This is a genomic window from Pseudomonas sp. H11T01, from assembly GCF_048515765.1.
In the GTDB taxonomy this organism is placed as follows: domain Bacteria; phylum Pseudomonadota; class Gammaproteobacteria; order Pseudomonadales; family Pseudomonadaceae; genus Aquipseudomonas.
This window is the reverse complement of sequence record NZ_JBLYED010000034.1, coordinates 32188-47878: the sequence shown is the minus strand read 5'-3', so window position 1 is coordinate 47878 and position 15691 is coordinate 32188. Positions and strand designations below refer to the sequence as shown.

Here is a 15691-nt window from a genome sequence, read left to right as displayed (position 1 = left end):
GTAGGAGCTGCCGAAGGCTGCGATCTTTTGATTTCGCTTGGGACTCAAGTGGATCTGGAAAGATCGCAGCCTCGTTTCACTCGACAGCTCCTACAGACGTGTTACCAGCAAATGCCTTCGGTGCGATCTTTAACGCTGGTGGCTTGAGACATGAACCCGACCAGGTCGACGACCTGTTTGCCGGCGGGGGCGTTCTCGGCCAGCGCGCGGAACTTCTCGTCGCGGTTGCCGAGGATGATCACGTCGGAGTTGCCGATCACTGCGTCAAAGTCCGAGTTGAGCAAGGACGAGACGTGAGGGATCTTCGACTCGATGTAGTCCTTGTTCGCACCGTGAACGCGGGCGTATTCGACGTTGCTGTCGTAGATGCTCAGGTCGTAGCCTTTGCCGATCAGCATTTCCGCCAGCTCTACCAGCGGGCTTTCGCGCAGGTCATCGGTACCGGCCTTGAAGCTCAAGCCCAGCAGGGCGACTTTGCGTTTGTCGTGGCTGGAGACGATGTCGAAGGCGTTCTGCACCTGAGACACGTTGCTGCGCATCAGCGAGTTGAGCAGCGGCGCATCGACGTCCAGGGTGCCGGCGCGATAGGTCAGGGCGCGGACGTCTTTTGGCAGGCAAGAGCCGCCGAAAGCAAAGCCCGGGCGCATGTAGTACTGGGACAGGTTGAGGGTCTTGTCCTGGCAGACCACTTCCATCACTTCACGACCATCGACGCCGACCGCTTTGGCAATATTGCCGATCTCGTTGGCGAAGGTCACTTTGGTCGCATGCCAGACGTTGCAGGTGTACTTGATCATCTCGGCGACTTCGATGTCCTTGCGGATGATCGGGGCGTCGAGCTCTTCGTACAGCGATTGCAGAACATCACCGGAAGCTTTGTCGAACTCACCGATCACGGTCATCGGTGGCAGGTCGTAGTCTGCGATCGCGGTGCTTTCACGCAGGAATTCAGGGTTGACCGCGACACCGAAGTCGACGCCGGCTTTCTTGCCGGAGCAGTCTTCAAGGATCGGGATCACGATGTTTTTCACGGTGCCTGGCAACACGGTGCTGCGCACGACGATGGTGTGGCGGGTGGTCTTGTCACGCAGGACAAAACCGATTTCGCGGCACACCGACTCGATGTAGTTGAGTTCCAGATCGCCATTCTTTTTGCTCGGGGTACCGACGCAGATCATCGACAGGTCGGTATCACGAATGGCTTCGGCGAAATTGGTCGTGCCGCGCAGACGACCGGTTTGAATACCCTGGGTCAGCAACTCGCCCAGGCCCGGTTCGACGATCGGCGATTTGCCGGCGTTGATCAGGTCGATCTTGTCTTTGGAGATATCTACGCCAACGACTTCATGGCCCCGTGCAGACAGGCAACCGGCACATACTGCACCGACGTAACCCAAACCAAATATGCTAATGCGCATCGCATTTACCTCTGTATTTATGACGCCATTAAATGGCCGGAATTAATGATGTTCAACGGTCATAGTGCACTCGCAAGTGTGCGGTGCAGACGCACACAATGCCGTGTGCAGGCATGTTAAGTTCCGAGTGTCTAAAGGATGCACTCAAGGTGTGCGTAACGTGGCCTTATTGTAATGACCTGCCCTGATATGCAGCCGGTCTTCCCTGGGAAGACATTCGTGCAAAGGTTGTCTCGCACTCGATAGTTGACTTAAAGTAATTAAAATCAAGTGGTTATGCACTCAGGTGAGCGCAGTTATAGGGGCGCGGCCTTGGCCTTGTAGGGGATAGTTATGGTGCGTTATCTCCTGTCCTTCACATTCATTCAATAGTAGAGGTCACAGTATCGGCATAAGTATGACAACTTCGCTACATGGCCAATTACCTGCGTAAGTTATCTCGTGCACGCCTCAAGATAATCGTTACGGATGGTATGAGCGGCGGATGGGAACATAGTTCCAGTCGGCCTTTCGTGAATGTTGAAATTTCTTGAAATATCACCAAAGATGGCACTGCTTTCAAATTGATAGCAATTGCCATATGGCCCCGTATATACGGGGAGTTAATCGGGTTAGATGGGTATGTGCCACTACTCACAAAAAAAATAAGTGCCACTACTGAAAAAAATGACTTATGTCGAGTGAAAGAAAAGTCATAAAAGAATAATAGGTATTTTTGACGCCAAATTAATGACGTTTAGGGCGGGGAAATACTGAGGGAAATCACCGTTCGGCGCACGTGCCTGATTCCTGACGTGCACCGAAAGAGCGCTTTATTCGGGGGCGTGGTCGCGCAGAAAAACCAGCGTGTCGGGTTTGGACTGTTCAACACTGAAGCGGTAACCCTGCGCATCAAATTGCTTGAGTGCGGCGGGGTCGTTGATGCGCCCGGAAATAACGAAGCGGCTCATCATGCCGCGGGCCTTTTTCGCGTAGAAGCTGATGATTTTGTACTGACCGTTTTTCAGGTCTTTGAACTCGGTATTAATGATCCGCGCGTTCAGGGCCGAGCGTTTGACCGCCGAGAAATATTCGTTGGAGGCCAGGTTGAGCAGCACATCATCGCCCTGATCAGCCAAGGCTTCGTTCAGCCATTCGCTGATCCGGGTGCCCCAGAAGGCGTACAGGTCCTTACCACGGGCATTGGCCAGTTTAGTGCCCATCTCCAGCCTATAAGGTTGCATCAAGTCCAGCGGGCGCAGGAGGCCATATAGGCCAGACAGCAGGCGCAAGTGTTGCTGGGCGTAATCGAAATCCGCCTCGCTGAAGGTTTCGGCATTCATGCCGGTATAAACGTCGCCTTTAAAGGCCAGCAACGCCTGTTTGGCGTTGGCCTGGGTGAAGGCCGGCGTCCAGCTACCGAAACGTGCGGCGTTGAGGCCGCCGATCTTGTCGGATACATGCATCAGTTCACTGATCTGCGCCGGGCTCAGCTCGCGTAACTGCAGGATCAATTCCTGAGAGTGATCGAGGTACTGCGGCTGGGTGAAGCGCTGGGTCACCGGCGGGGTTTGGTAATCGAGGGTCTTGGCTGGGGAAATCACCATCAGCATGAAGTCGTCTCCTGAAATCGTGGGGGGATTCTAGGGGGTTGACCGATTTGACTCCAGTTATGGAGGTTATAGAGGGATCGATGGCGATCGCAGTCCTGTGGGAGCGGGCTTGCCCGCGAAGCGAACACCGCAGTTTTCTCAGGCATTACGCGCCATCGTTCTTCGCGGGCAAACCCGCTCCCACAGGGAACCGCTCACCAGATCAGCTATAGTGCCGCGCGGGTTTTGTTATGGAGACATCCCATTGCGTATCGCTTTTCTTTTCTCGGTCTGGTTGTTCAGTCTCGGCGCCATCGCCGCGTCTAATGATGTCGCCACGCTGGACCGCAGCACCTGGCCTGAGCAGCTGACCAGCCCAACCCTGTTCGATGTGGCGTCACGGGCGGAGATCCTCACTTTCGCTCGCGCCTTGCTCGCCAGCGAGGCGCTGGACGAGGCTGCATTAAAGCAGCGACTGGGGCTGCGGATGATCAATCTGGAGTCGATCAATCGCGTTCGCCAGCGGATGTGGCAGCGTTTGCTCACCAACTACAACTTCGCCCAGCAAAGTTGCGATCAGGACGCCTCCTTCTGTTATCTGGTCGAAGACATGGACAGCCTGCGCGCGCAGGCCGGAAAATTTCAGGTCGCGGCCGATTCCTACTACAGGCGCTGGGCGGAGCCGAGCCGCAGCTTCCATGAGCGCTATCTGAACGAGCAACTGCGCAAGGCCGCTCTGTTTCCACAAACCAGCAGCGAAATCGATCGTTTCGGCGACTACGAGCGCAATGGCGATGAGCTCAATGACCGGTTGTTTTTGCTGACCTTCGACAGCGCCGCCGCAGCCTCGCCGGATAACACCGCGTGGCTTACCGATTACCTGCGCAAGTCGAACATGAACGGGACCTTCTTTGTACTGGGAAACGATATCCAGGCACGCTTGGCCCAACACTCGGTGGCTGATTTACAGGCCTTGTATTCAAAGCAGTGCGTCGGCGTGCAGGGTTGGGAATACCGCTCCCACAGTCATTGGCAGGATTGGCAGTACTCGGTCGAGCGCAGCATTGACCTGGTGAAGGGTAAATTGCCGGAAAACTACGTGCCGCTGTTTCGCCCGCCCTACGGCCAGCGTCGCGCTGACGGCGAAGGGTTTTTCAAGGCTCAGGGATTGCAGGTCGCCTTGTGGGACATCGACCCTCAGGACGCCGGCGGCAAACTCAAGGCTCAAGAGAGCGGTCAGCGGGTATTGACGCTGATGCTGCTGTGGCGACGAGGGGTGATCAACTTCAATGTCAAACAGGACGCGGTAAAAACGGCGATGCCCTGGCTGGTCACGCAAACCGCGCAAAGCGGGATCGGCTGGGAGGATTGTCAGGACGCTTTTCGCTGAAAAGGCAAAAGGCCAGCAATCATTGGGGGGAAAGGTAGAACGGGGAAATTTTCAGCGAGATTTCGATGCAGGCGGACTTCCGACTTTAACGGGGTGATGACCGTCCGCCAAGGGCTATTGGTCACTTTGAAAAATAAACTTCAAAAAAACGTCAAAGTGCTTTTTCCTGTCACAGGTTTTGGAGTATTACGAAGACAGACCGCCGAAACCTGCAACACAGGTGGCGTCTTCCAAGACCCAGCGTGTGCAGTTCACTTGAGTCCTGTTGTTTTGAGGACTGCGGGGTGAATTCGGTGGCCACTTCGAGGCGCAGCACTGTAACGGTATTGCGTCGACTGGCTCCCACAAAGGTGACCGAGTATGGATGATCACGGACGTAGTTCTTCCTCCAACCAGCCAATCCTTTATGTACTCGATACCAACGTATTGATTCACGATCCAAACGCACTTCTGAACTTCGAAGAACACCACGTTGCCATCCCGATGATCGTCCTTGAGGAGCTCGACAAGCTCAAGAGCGGGGCTCACAGCGTCGCGGCCGAATGTCGGCAGGCGATCCGACTGATCGACAAGACCCTGGGCGATGCGACCCCGGAAGACGTTGAACTGGGTGTACCTATCCAGCGTGGCAAGAGTGGGCCAAAAGGCTTGCTGTCGATTCTGATGAACAAACGCAAAGAGCCCAACAGCCTGTTGCCCGAGAATCTGAACGACAACATCATCATCAACCAATTGATCGACCTGCACGCACGCGACAAGGACCTGCGTCTGGTACTGGTGACCAAAGACATCAACATGCGCCTCAAAGCGCGAGCCTGTGGGATCGCGGCCGAGGACTACAGTACCGACCAACTGGTCGACGACGTGTCTTTGCTGTCCCGTGGTTATCACAACATGACGGGTTCGTTCTGGGACCGTGTCAGCAAGGTCGAGACCCGTCAGGATCACGGTCGTACCTGGCATCAGGTCCAGCTCATCGACAACCTGCCTGCCGTGCATATCAACGAGTTCATCATCGACGAGCAAGGGTTTGTCGGCTGGATCAAAGAGATCAGGGCTGATGTGCTGCTGATTCTGGACCTGCATCAGGAACCGCTGATGCACCAGGAAGCCTGGGGTCTGAAACCGCGTGATGTCTATCAGAGTCTGGCGCTGTTCGCCTTGCTCGATCCGGACATCCACCTGGTCAATCTGTCGGGTGCTGCCGGTTCCGGGAAAACCATCCTGGCATTGGCCGCCGCCATCGAGCAGACCATGGTCAGCAAGCGCTACCGGCGCATCATCGCCACCCGTAGCGTGCAGGGGCTGGACCAGGAAATCGGCTTCCTGCCGGGTACCGAAGCGGAAAAAATGGAGCCTTGGCTGGGCGCCATTACCGACAACCTCGAAGCCTTGCACATGGATGACGAGAGCACCCATGGCAGCGTGGATTACATCCTCAGCAAAGTGCCGTTGCAGTTCAAATCCCTCAATTACATTCGAGGCCGCAGCTTCCAGCAGAGCCTGATCCTGATCGATGAATGCCAGAACCTCACCCCGCACCAGATGAAAACCATCATCACCCGTGCTGGTGCCGGTTCCAAAGTGGTGTGCCTGGGCAACCTGGCGCAGATCGACACCCCTTACCTGTCCGCGACCAGTTCCGGGCTGACCTACCTGACTGAACGTTTCAAAGACTTCCCCAACGGTGTGCACATCACCCTGCAAGGGGTGCCACGTTCGATTCTGGCCGAATACGCCGAATCTCATCTGTAAAACCTCTGAACCGGGCGGCCCAAAGCCGCCCGGTTTTTTATGCTCGACGAATAACCCTTGTGGGAGCGAGCCTGCTCGCGATAGCGGTCTGACATTCAGCATTGATGTCGACTGTCACGCCGCCATCGCGAGCAGGCTCGCTCCCACGGGGGATTGTGGTGATCCGATAATCAAACGTGCGAAAAATTGACCCGCAGGTTTACAATCGACGCTCCTGATCAGGAGTAACCCTGTGCTGACTCATCTCGATTCCCAAGGTCGCGCCAATATGGTCGACGTCACCGAAAAAGCCGTGACGTCACGTGAAGCCGTGGCCGAAGCGTTTGTGCGCATGCTCCCCGAAACCCTGCAGATGATTGTCAGCGGCGGTCACCCCAAGGGTGATGTGTTCGCCGTGGCGCGAATCGCCGGCATTCAGGCGGCGAAGAAAACCTCCGATTTGATTCCGTTGTGCCATCCGCTGATGCTCACCAGCGTCAAGGTCGAGCTCAGCGCCGAAGGCGAGGACGCGGTGCGCATCGTCGCCCGCTGCAAGCTGGCCGGGCAGACCGGTGTCGAGATGGAAGCGCTGACGGCGGCCAGCATCGCCGCGCTGACTATCTATGACATGTGCAAGGCCGTGGACCGTGGCATGACCATCGAAAGCGTGCGCTTGCTGGAGAAGCTGGGCGGCAAGAGCGGCCACTATCAGGTGTCCGAATAATGAAAGTGACAGTGAAGTTTTTTGCCCGCTACCGTGAGGCGCTGGGTGTGGATTCGCTGAACGTCGAAGGCGATTTCGCCTCGGTTGAAGATGTGCGTGTGCTTCTGGCGCAGCGCGACGGTGCCGAGGTGCTGAGCGAACAGAATCTAATGTGTGCCCGTAATGAAGATCTGTGCCAACTCGACGAACCACTGACCGACGGCGATGAAGTGGCATTCTTTCCCACCGTGACCGGAGGCTGAACCATGGCGATTCGCGTGCAATCCACGGCGTTCGACCCAGGCTGCGAAGTCAACGCGATGCACGCAGCCAATGTGGGTGTCGGTGCGGTGGTGAGTTTTGTCGGTTACGTGCGTGACTTCAACGATGGGCTCGACGTTGCCGGAATGTTTCTAGAGCACTATCCCGGCATGACCGAAAAGGCTCTCGGCAAGATCGCGATCGAAGCCGAACAGCGCTGGCCGCTGCTCAAGCTTGAAGTGCTGCACCGGATCGGCGCTTTGGAACCAGGCGAGCCGATTGTTTTCGTTGGCGCTGCCAGCGCCCACCGCCAGGCGGCCTTCGACGCTTGTGCCTTTGTCATGGACTACCTGAAAACCCGCGCGCCGTTCTGGAAGAAAGAAAGCACCAGCGATGGGCCTCGGTGGGTGGAAGGGAAGGACAGCGACCATGCGGCGGTGGAGCGCTGGAAAGAGTAATCCCCTTCGTTCTCTATTGGCTATGAGTCCGTCTTCGCGGGCAAGCCCGCTCCCACAGGATATGCGCGAACCCTGTGGGAGCGGGCTTGCCCGCGAAGGAGTCATCAGCCACACCCTCTATCTTCCTGACTCACCCCTAATTCATCCTCGCGACCAAAGGAAGGGCAAAGTGTGGACAGTCGATTGACGACTAATACATAAAAGTCCAGTATGGAATTATAAGTACAAAAAAAGCGTTTCACGTTTCACTTTTCCTTCTGTCTTGCAAAACCAACAACAACCCGCGAGAGAACGAACATGAAGAAATTCACCCTCATCGGTGGTCTGGCCCTCAGTCTGTTAGCGTGCAGCAGTCTGTTCGCCGCCGAGAAAACCCTGCGTATTGGCATTGAAGCGGCGTATCCGCCGTTTGCGTTCAAGGCGGAAGAAGGAAAAATCAGCGGCTTCGATTACGACATCGGCAATGCGCTGTGCGCGCAGATGCAGGTCAAGTGCGAGTGGATCGAGGGCGAGTTCGACGGCCTGATTCCGTCCCTGAAGGTGAAGAAAATCGATGCCGCACTGTCTTCGATGACCATCACTGCAGAGCGTAAAAACTCGGTCGACTTTACCCACAAGTACTACTTCACTTCGTCGCGTCTGGTGATGAAGAAAGGCGCCGTGGTCGATGACCAGTACGCCAGCCTCAAGGGCAAGACCATCGGTGTGCAGCGCTCCACTACCACCGACCGTTACGCCACAGAGGTCTTCGAGCCCAAAGGCATCAAGGTGGTGCGCTACAGCAACAACGAAGAGATCTACATGGACCTGGCGGCCGGGCGTCTGGACGGCATCTTTGCCGACAGCATTCCGCTGGACGACTTCCTGTCGATGCCTCGTGGCGCCGGTTATGCCTTTGTCGGCCCGGAACTCAAAGACCCGAAATACGTGGGTGAGGGCGCCGGGATTGCTGTACGCAAGGGCAATATCGAACTGGTGAGCCAGCTGAACAAGGCCATCGACGACATTCGCGCCAATGGCGAATATCAGAAGATTGAGTCCAAGTACTTCAAGTCGGATATTTACGGGGATTGATCAGGGGGATTTGTACCGCCTGACACATCGCTATCGCGAGCAAGCCCGCTCCCACATTAGATATGTGTTGTGCTGCACATTTGGCGGCACGCTGAAAATTCAATGTGGGAGCGGGCTTGCTCGCGATAGCGGCGGGACAGTCGACATGAATGTTGAATGTTAAACCCCAATCGCGAGCAATCGAGCGTCGACCGGCTGCTCCCACAGGTCAGTCCTTCAACTCCTTCACCCCTTCAATTCCTTCAAATGCTTGTACACCGTCGCCCGACCCATATTCAGCACATTCGCCACATAGTTGGAGGCGCTTTTGCCCTTGAAGGCGCCTTCAGCGTGCAGGGCCAGCACCAGCTCGCGTTTATGCTCGCGAGTCAGCAGGTTGAGGCTCAACTGGCGTTCGCGCAGCCACGCGTGCAGGAAGGTATTGATTCGCTCCTGCCAGTCGTCACGGAACAGTGAGTCCGGTTGGGCAATCAGCTTGCTCGGCGACAGGAACAAATCCAGCGCCGCTTTGGCATTTTCGAACAGCGAGATATTCAGGTTGATGCACAGCACAGCCAGTGGCTGGCCGTTACTGTCGCGCAGCACGCTGCTCAGACTGCGGATTTTCTGACCGTCCCAGTTGAGCTTTTCGTAGGGACCAATATTCCGTTCGCTGACCTCTTCGCTGAGCATGTCTTCCAGCGCGGCATCGTCGCCGATTTCGCGCTTGGACAGGTTGTTGGCGATGTAGTCGATCTTTTGCGTGCGCAAATCGTGCAGCACCACCTCGGCGTGGGGGTAAAGCAACGTGGCAATGGCGTCGGCAATCGCCCGGAAGTTATCCAGGGTGGGATCTTGTCGAGGTGGTGTCATAGGGTGTTGCTCCAGGCAGCGTCAGCGCCCTATCGAAAAGGGCGCTGCGAGTTTGCCGCAATCGAGGCGGGGCGTCACCTCGGGGCGCTTTAGCCCAAGCGCGCAGGGGAGAGCATATCGGCGCTCAGACCAAAGCGTGTCAGTTGCTCAGGCAAGGTTTCGCCGCGTACCAGAGCCGCGCTGGCCTGACCCATGGCGGGCGAGGTCTGGATGCCGTAACCGCCCTGGGCCGCGACCCAGAACAAGCCTGGTACCTGCTGATCGAAACCGCACAGAAGATCGCCGTCGCTGACAAAGCTTCGCAGCCCGGCCCAGGTTCGGGTCGGACGGCGAATGGTCAGCGTGGTGGCTTCTTCGATCTGGTAAATGCCCATGGCGATGTCCAACTCTTCGGGCTGCACGTCGTGGGGTTCGACCGGGTCGGCGTTGGCCGGGGAGCCGAGGAACATCCCGGCATCCGGTTTCATGTAGAACGACTCGTCGAGACTGACCAGCATCGGCCAGTCATGGATATCCACGCCTTCGGGACCTGCGAAGATAAACGCCGCACGACGCTTGGGTTGCAGGCCGAGCGGTCTGGCCCCGGCCATCTCGCCGATTTTATCGGCCCAGGCCCCTGCGGCATTGATCACCACCGGAGCGCTGAAGGTCTGTTTGGCGGTTTTAACCTGCCAGTGACCTTGGGCGTCACGGCTCAGGCTCTGGACGACAGTATCGGTATGCACTTCACCCTGATTGCGTCGGATACCGCGCAAATAGCCCTGATGCAGGGCGTCGGTGTCGATATCGCTGGCGCTCGGGTCGAAAATCGCACCATGCACTTTCTCCCGGCGCAGGATCGGCAGCCGCGCGCAGGCTTCATCGGCGCTGAGCAATTGCATCTCCGGCACGCTGGCTTTGGCGCTCAGGTATTGAGTATTCAGTTCTTGCAGGTCACCGGTGAAATCCACGGTCATTTCCCCGCGCGGCGTCAGCAGCGGGTGCTCGCAGAAACCGGCCGGAGGCGCATTGAAGAAGTCCCGGCTGGCCAGGGTCAATGCGCGGACTTGAGGTGTGCCATACGCGGCGGTGTATAAAGCGGCGGAGCGCCCGGTGGAGTGATAGGCCGGATGCGATTCACGCTCCAGCACAATCACCCGAGCGTGGCGCGACAGCCAGTAACCGGTGGACGCACCGGCGATACCGCCGCCGATGATGATGAAATCTGCCTGGGTCATTAAATCTCTCCTGCGGTGGCGCAAGGCTGGTGTTGGAGGCTGGTGCGAGGCTTGTGTGGGAGCGGGCTTGCTCGCGAAAAAGTCACTGCGGTTTTTCTGATAAACCGCGTAATCGTTCTTCGCGGGCAAGCCCGCTCCCACAGGAGACCGTGCTGTTAGCTATTGCGCTGCAAATGGTAGATAGCATTGGCCAGCGCGATGTCTTCGAGACCCAGGCCGATAGAGCGGAAAAATACATGGCGGTCGTAGTCCGGGCGTGGTGCTTTCCCGCTGACCAGCTCCGGCAGGTCGCCTCGAATGGCGCTTCTGTCCCAGCCGTGCTGCTCGCTGGCAATCAACATTTCTCCAGCTGAACCTGGGGTGGTTTGACGATAGTCGCAATAGACCTGCATTTCAGTCAGCGCTTGCGGCGGCACTTCGTGAGCCCGTGGCGCGTTGGTGCTGATCGAGGTGATCAGTGCCGGTTTGCTCAGTGTGCGCGGGTCGATCACGGGACCGGCAGAAGAGGTGCAAAGCATGATCACGTCGGCGTCCTCGAGCGCTTGCTCGCGGCTGGCAACAATCTGCAGGCGCGGGTCAAGGGCGCTGATTGGCGTCAGCTCCTCGGGGCTTTTGCCAGCCAGGGCCGGCGAGTAGAGGCTGATGCTCTGCCAGTCGCGCAGCGTCTTCACATAGCGCAGGTGAGCCAGGGCCACTGGACCGCTGCCGATGATCGCAAGACGCTTGGCGGTCGGTTCAGCCAGAGCATCGATGGCCACAGCAGTGGCGGCGGCGGTGCGGGCGACCGTCAGTTCGCCAGCGTCGCAAAGCAACAGCGGCTGACCGGTTTCCATCGACATCAGCAGTGTCCAGGCCGTCACCAATGCTCCTTCGCTGCGCACGATGTAGGGCGACGTTTTCACGCCGTACACGCGGTCTTCAGCCAACACGCCGAGGTAGTTGATGAAATCGCCGGCGCCCTGAGGGAATTCCACCAGTTGCTGGGCCGGTTGCACGGCTTGCCCGGCAGCCAGGTCACCGAACAGCTTGCGCAGAATCTGCGGCACGTCGACGTGTTCGAGTAGCTGGCGGGCTTGGGCTTTGGCGATCACATAAGGCGTGCTGGACATGCTGATGCTCCCGTGAAGGTGGATGTAAACTAATTTGTCCATTATGGACTTTTAGTTCTAGCTGGCAATATCCAGGCGAAAAAAAACGCAGACCGTTTCCGGGCTGCGTCTCTTTTGTTGCGCCGGGTTTTACGGGCGCTTGCGCTCTACTGCGCGCAGTAGATGCGTCGGTGGCGTTTCGCAACTGATCTTGCGACCCAGCAGCGCTTCGATAGACGGTAGCTGGTAGGAGTCATCCTCACCGGCAAAGCTGATCGAGACACCGCTGGCGCCAGCCCGACCGGTACGGCCGATGCGGTGGACATAATCGTCCGGCATTTCCGGCAGGGTGAAGTTGATCACGTGGCTGATGCCGTCGATGTGAATCCCGCGGCCGGCGACATCGGTGGCGACCAGTACGCGGATCTTGCCTTCGCGAAAGCCTTCCAGGGTCTTGATGCGCTTGTGCTGCGGTACGTCGCCGGAGAGCTGCGCGGCGTTGACGCCGTCACGCACCAGGCGTTCTTCGATGCGCCGCACTTCATCCTTGCGATTAGCGAAGACCATCACCCGTTCCCAACCGTTGTCGTTCACCAGGTTGTAGAGCAGCTTGTATTTATCGCTGCCGGCGACGGCATAGATGTGTTGCTCGACCATGTCACTGGCGACGTTGATCGATTCGATTTCGACGATGGCGGGGTCGGTGGTCCACTGCTTGGCCAGGTTCATCACGTCTTCGGTGAAGGTGGCGGAGAACAGCAGCGTCTGACGCTCGTTTTTCGGCGGGGTCTGGCGAATGATCTGGCGTACTTGTGGGATGAATCCCATGTCGAGCATGCGGTCGGCTTCGTCGAGCACCATCACTTCGACCATGTCGAGGTGGACGTCACCACGCTGGTTGAAGTCCAGCAGGCGGCCGGGGGTGGCCACGAGGATGTCGCAGTGGCGGGCTTCGAGGTGTTTGAGCTGTTTGTCGAAGTCCATGCCGCCGACGAACGTCATGACGTTCAGGCCGGTGTATTTGGTCAGGTCGGCGGCGTCCTTGGCGATCTGGACGACCAGTTCGCGGGTCGGGGCGATGATCAGTGCCCGTGGCTCACCCATGTAACGCTCTTTGGGCGGCGGGGTTTGCAGCAACTGGGTGATGATCGATATCAGGAACGCGGCGGTTTTGCCGGTGCCGGTCTGGGCGCGACCGATGGCGTCCATACCTTTGAGGGTGAAGCCCAGCACTTGCGCCTGGATCGGCGTGCAGTACGGGAAACCCAGGTCCTGGATCGCGTGCATCAATTCTGGAGACAGCTTGAAATCGTGGAAGCGGGTTTTGCCTTCCTGGGGTTCGACGACGAAGTCTTCGAGTTTCCAGGGGGTGACTGGCGGTTTCGGCGCGCGTTCGCGGCGAGGTTGCACAGGTTTGGGCGTCTCGCTGCGCGGTTGCTCTGAGGCAGGCGCCGCAACAGGTTGGGCGACAGCTGTACTCACCGGCTCTTTGTTAGGTGCGGCGCCAGACACTGCGCGACCCGGCTGATGATCGTCGGTGCGGTGGCCGGGCGTGTGGGAAGGTGCAATGGAGCCAGGCGCGAGCTGCTCAGCCTCGCTTTTACCGAACATTTTCTTGAGTGCTTTGAGCACGGTCATCTCATCAATTGGTTAAGTGCCGGGCAGTGTAATGCAAGAATCGGGCGCGGCGTAGTGCATTGGTCACCCGGCTACAGGAAGTTTCGTTTTCAGCGCAAGCGATCAGCCAACCACACGCCAATGTCGCGAATTTCTTCGGGTAACACTTCGTGGCCCATTGGGTATTCCTGCCATGTCACGGTGACATCAAGTCGCTTCAAATGCTCGTAGGCGGTTCGGCCCATGGCGTTTTGTACGACCTCATCGTAGTGCCCGTGCAGGCAATACACCGGAATCCGCTGTTGGCTCGCCGATAGCTGCAGTTCGTCACTGAATGTCGGGGCGTAAGTGGAGAGGGCAAGTACGCCACCCAAGGGGCCCTGCCACTTCAAAAAGGCCGTGTGCAAAACCACCGCGCCACCCTGGGAAAAACCGGCAAGAAAAATCCGCGAGGCGTCTACTCCGCTGGCTCGCTGCTCTTCGATCAATGTGGTGAGCGTTTGCGCGGACTCATCCAGCTGCTCGCGATTGATTGCCCGCGCCGGGTTCATGGCCAGTATGTCGTACCAGCTCGGCATCTCATATCCGCCGTTGATGGTTACGGCGCGTGTCGGCGCCTGGGGCAAAACAAAGCGAGTGGTCAGCAGGCTTTCTTGTAGCGCTTCGGCCACTGGCAGGAAATCGTAGCGGTCGGCGCCCAGGCCGTGCAGCCAGATCACGCAGGCGTCAACGGGCTTGCTGGGCTGAAGAATCAAGGTCTGGGTCATGTCTGCTCCATTATTGTGCGCGCGCGCTCATTGTGTGCTCGGTCGGCGTGCGCTTCTGGTTGATCAGTTAAGAATATGTCGCAAGGCTGAACGTTTTGCTATTGACCTGCCGCTGAAACGCTTTAGCGGCCGGTGTGGTACGGGCTTTGCTATGTGAAAAGCTGTGCAAGCAATCCTGCGCCGAGCGGTAACACTATCAGTCTACCTTCGGTTGTGGGATAGCAGAAAAATCCGGTGATGGACGTTCGCCAAGGGCCGCTACGGGCTTCGCGAACATGAAAGGGCTACAGCCCGTTCGGCCGATTGGTGAGAAGTGAGTTTTCCATTCTGTGGATTTCTCCTACTAGACTCATAGCGAAGGTCTTACGCCGCTTGACCCTAAAAAAAGCCAATACGGGTCAACAGCGCCTCATAAGGGTGCGGCAAGGCTCAAGCTCCGACACAACAAGAGCAAAACTGGAGGTTTGAATGAAGATGTTGAAATCCACCCTGGCCATCGTGACTGCGGCCGCAGTGCTCGGTGTCAGTGGGTTCGCTCAGGCGGGTGCAACCCTGGATGCAGTGCAGAAAAAAGGCTTCGTACAGTGTGGCGTGAGTGACGGTCTGCCGGGTTTCTCGGTACCGGACGCAACCGGCAAAATCCTTGGGATTGACGCTGACGTCTGCCGCGCTGTGGCCGCTGCCGTATTCGGCGACGCGACCAAGGTCAAATTCAGCCAGTTGAACGCCAAGGAGCGTTTCACCGCGCTGCAATCCGGCGAAATCGACGTGCTGTCGCGTAACACCACCTGGACCAGCTCCCGCGATTCGGGCATGGGTCTGGTGTTTGCTGGCGTGACTTACTACGACGGCATCGGCTTTTTGGTCAACAAGAAGCTGGGCGTCAAGAGCGCTAAAGAACTCGACGGTGCAACCATCTGTATTCAAGCCGGTACTACTACCGAGCTGAACGTTTCCGACTTCTTCCGCGGTAATGGTCTGAAGTACACCCCGATCACTTTCGACACTTCCGATGAAAGCGCCAAGTCGCTGGAATCCGGTCGTTGCGACGTACTGACCTCCGACAAATCCCAGCTCTACGCACAGCGCAGCAAGCTGGCGACCCCGGGCGACTACGTCGTTCTGCCGGAAACCATCTCCAAGGAGCCTCTGGGCCCGGTCGTGCGTAAGGGCGACGAAGAGTGGTTCAGTATCGTCAAGTGGACCCTGTTCGCCATGCTCAATGCTGAAGAAATGGGTATCACGCAGAAAAACGTCGAAGATGAAGCCAAAGCTACCAAGAACCCGGACGTTGCACGTCTGTTGGGCACTGACGGCGAATACGGCAAGGACCTGAAAGTACGCAAAGACTGGGTTGTGCAGATCGTCAAGCAAGTGGGCAACTACGGCGAAGTGTTCGAGCGCAACCTGGGCAAAAGCACTCCGCTGGCCATCGACCGCGGGCTGAACGCCCTGTGGAACAACGGCGGCATTCAATACGCACCACCAGTGCGCTGATGGTTCTATCACCCGGTGGGCCAACCACCGGGTGATGTTCTGTT

Annotated in this window: 14 protein-coding genes; 7 read left to right on the top strand and 7 right to left on the bottom strand. The window is 57.6% G+C overall.

Features of this window, described 5'->3' with window-relative positions; all coding sequences use genetic code 11:
* Window positions 1-101: 101 nt before the first annotated feature.
* Together ACN1C3_RS29490 and yaaA are read right to left on the bottom strand one after the other, a co-directional pair.
* Window positions 102-1418 (bottom strand): nucleotide sugar dehydrogenase, encoded by a 1317-nt coding sequence (locus tag ACN1C3_RS29490; protein ID WP_419119239.1) that lies wholly within the window; start codon window positions 1416-1418, stop codon window positions 102-104.
* Between the two features lie 812 nt (window positions 1419-2230).
* On the bottom strand, window positions 2231-3010 hold the full coding sequence (gene yaaA / locus ACN1C3_RS29485; protein WP_419119238.1) for a peroxide stress protein YaaA: 780 nt from the start codon (window positions 3008-3010) through the stop codon (window positions 2231-2233).
* Between the two features lie 244 nt (window positions 3011-3254).
* Between yaaA and ACN1C3_RS29480 the strand changes: the two genes are divergently transcribed.
* The 6 genes from ACN1C3_RS29480 (at window position 3255) to ACN1C3_RS29455 (ending at window position 8609) form a co-directional block, all read left to right on the top strand.
* Window positions 3255-4379 (top strand): polysaccharide deacetylase family protein, encoded by a 1125-nt coding sequence (locus ACN1C3_RS29480; protein ID WP_419119237.1) that lies wholly within the window; start codon window positions 3255-3257, stop codon window positions 4377-4379.
* Between the two features lie 360 nt (window positions 4380-4739).
* On the top strand, window positions 4740-6134 hold the full coding sequence (locus tag ACN1C3_RS29475; RefSeq protein ID WP_419119236.1) for a PhoH family protein: 1395 nt from the start codon (window positions 4740-4742) through the stop codon (window positions 6132-6134).
* A 232-nt stretch (window positions 6135-6366) separates the two neighbouring features.
* A complete protein-coding gene (gene moaC / locus ACN1C3_RS29470; protein WP_419119235.1) occupies window positions 6367-6837 on the top strand; it encodes a cyclic pyranopterin monophosphate synthase MoaC in 471 nt (156 codons plus the stop codon).
* Window positions 6837-7079 carry a MoaD/ThiS family protein gene (locus tag ACN1C3_RS29465; protein WP_419119234.1) on the top strand — a complete coding sequence of 81 codons (243 nt, stop codon included), beginning with the start codon at window positions 6837-6839 and terminating at the stop codon, window positions 7077-7079. The genes moaC and ACN1C3_RS29465 overlap by 1 nt, the downstream gene beginning before the upstream one ends.
* Before the next feature lie 3 nt (window positions 7080-7082).
* Window positions 7083-7535: a molybdopterin synthase catalytic subunit MoaE gene (gene moaE / locus ACN1C3_RS29460; protein WP_419119233.1), complete on the top strand. Its 453-nt coding sequence runs from the start codon at window positions 7083-7085 to the stop codon at window positions 7533-7535.
* A 297-nt stretch (window positions 7536-7832) separates the two neighbouring features.
* Complete coding sequence (locus ACN1C3_RS29455; RefSeq protein ID WP_419119232.1) at window positions 7833-8609, top strand: ABC transporter substrate-binding protein; 777 nt, start codon at window positions 7833-7835, stop codon at window positions 8607-8609.
* Between the two features lie 225 nt (window positions 8610-8834).
* On the opposite strand, the gene ACN1C3_RS29450 is transcribed toward ACN1C3_RS29455, so the two are convergent.
* The 5 genes from ACN1C3_RS29450 to ACN1C3_RS29430 all read right to left on the bottom strand — a co-directional run bounded on the left by ACN1C3_RS29450 (window position 8835) and on the right by ACN1C3_RS29430 (window position 14150).
* Entirely contained in the window at window positions 8835-9461 is a 627-nt protein-coding gene (locus tag ACN1C3_RS29450) for a helix-turn-helix transcriptional regulator (RefSeq protein ID WP_419119231.1), read from the bottom strand.
* Between the two features lie 89 nt (window positions 9462-9550).
* Entirely contained in the window at window positions 9551-10678 is a 1128-nt protein-coding gene (locus ACN1C3_RS29445; protein WP_419119230.1) for an NAD(P)/FAD-dependent oxidoreductase, read from the bottom strand.
* Window positions 10679-10833: 155 nt separating this feature from the next.
* Window positions 10834-11787: an ornithine cyclodeaminase family protein gene (locus ACN1C3_RS29440; RefSeq protein ID WP_419119229.1), complete on the bottom strand. Its 954-nt coding sequence runs from the start codon at window positions 11785-11787 to the stop codon at window positions 10834-10836.
* A gap of 129 nt (window positions 11788-11916) precedes the next feature.
* Window positions 11917-13404: an ATP-dependent RNA helicase RhlB gene (gene rhlB / locus ACN1C3_RS29435; protein ID WP_419119228.1), complete on the bottom strand. Its 1488-nt coding sequence runs from the start codon at window positions 13402-13404 to the stop codon at window positions 11917-11919.
* 89 nt (window positions 13405-13493) lie between these two features.
* Complete coding sequence (locus ACN1C3_RS29430; RefSeq protein ID WP_419119227.1) at window positions 13494-14150, bottom strand: alpha/beta hydrolase; 657 nt, start codon at window positions 14148-14150, stop codon at window positions 13494-13496.
* Between the two features lie 468 nt (window positions 14151-14618).
* Here ACN1C3_RS29430 and ACN1C3_RS29425 point away from each other — a divergent pair, with 468 nt between their 5' ends.
* Window positions 14619-15647 (top strand): amino acid ABC transporter substrate-binding protein, encoded by a 1029-nt coding sequence (locus ACN1C3_RS29425; RefSeq protein ID WP_419119226.1) that lies wholly within the window; start codon window positions 14619-14621, stop codon window positions 15645-15647.
* Window positions 15648-15691: the final 44 nt, after the last annotated feature.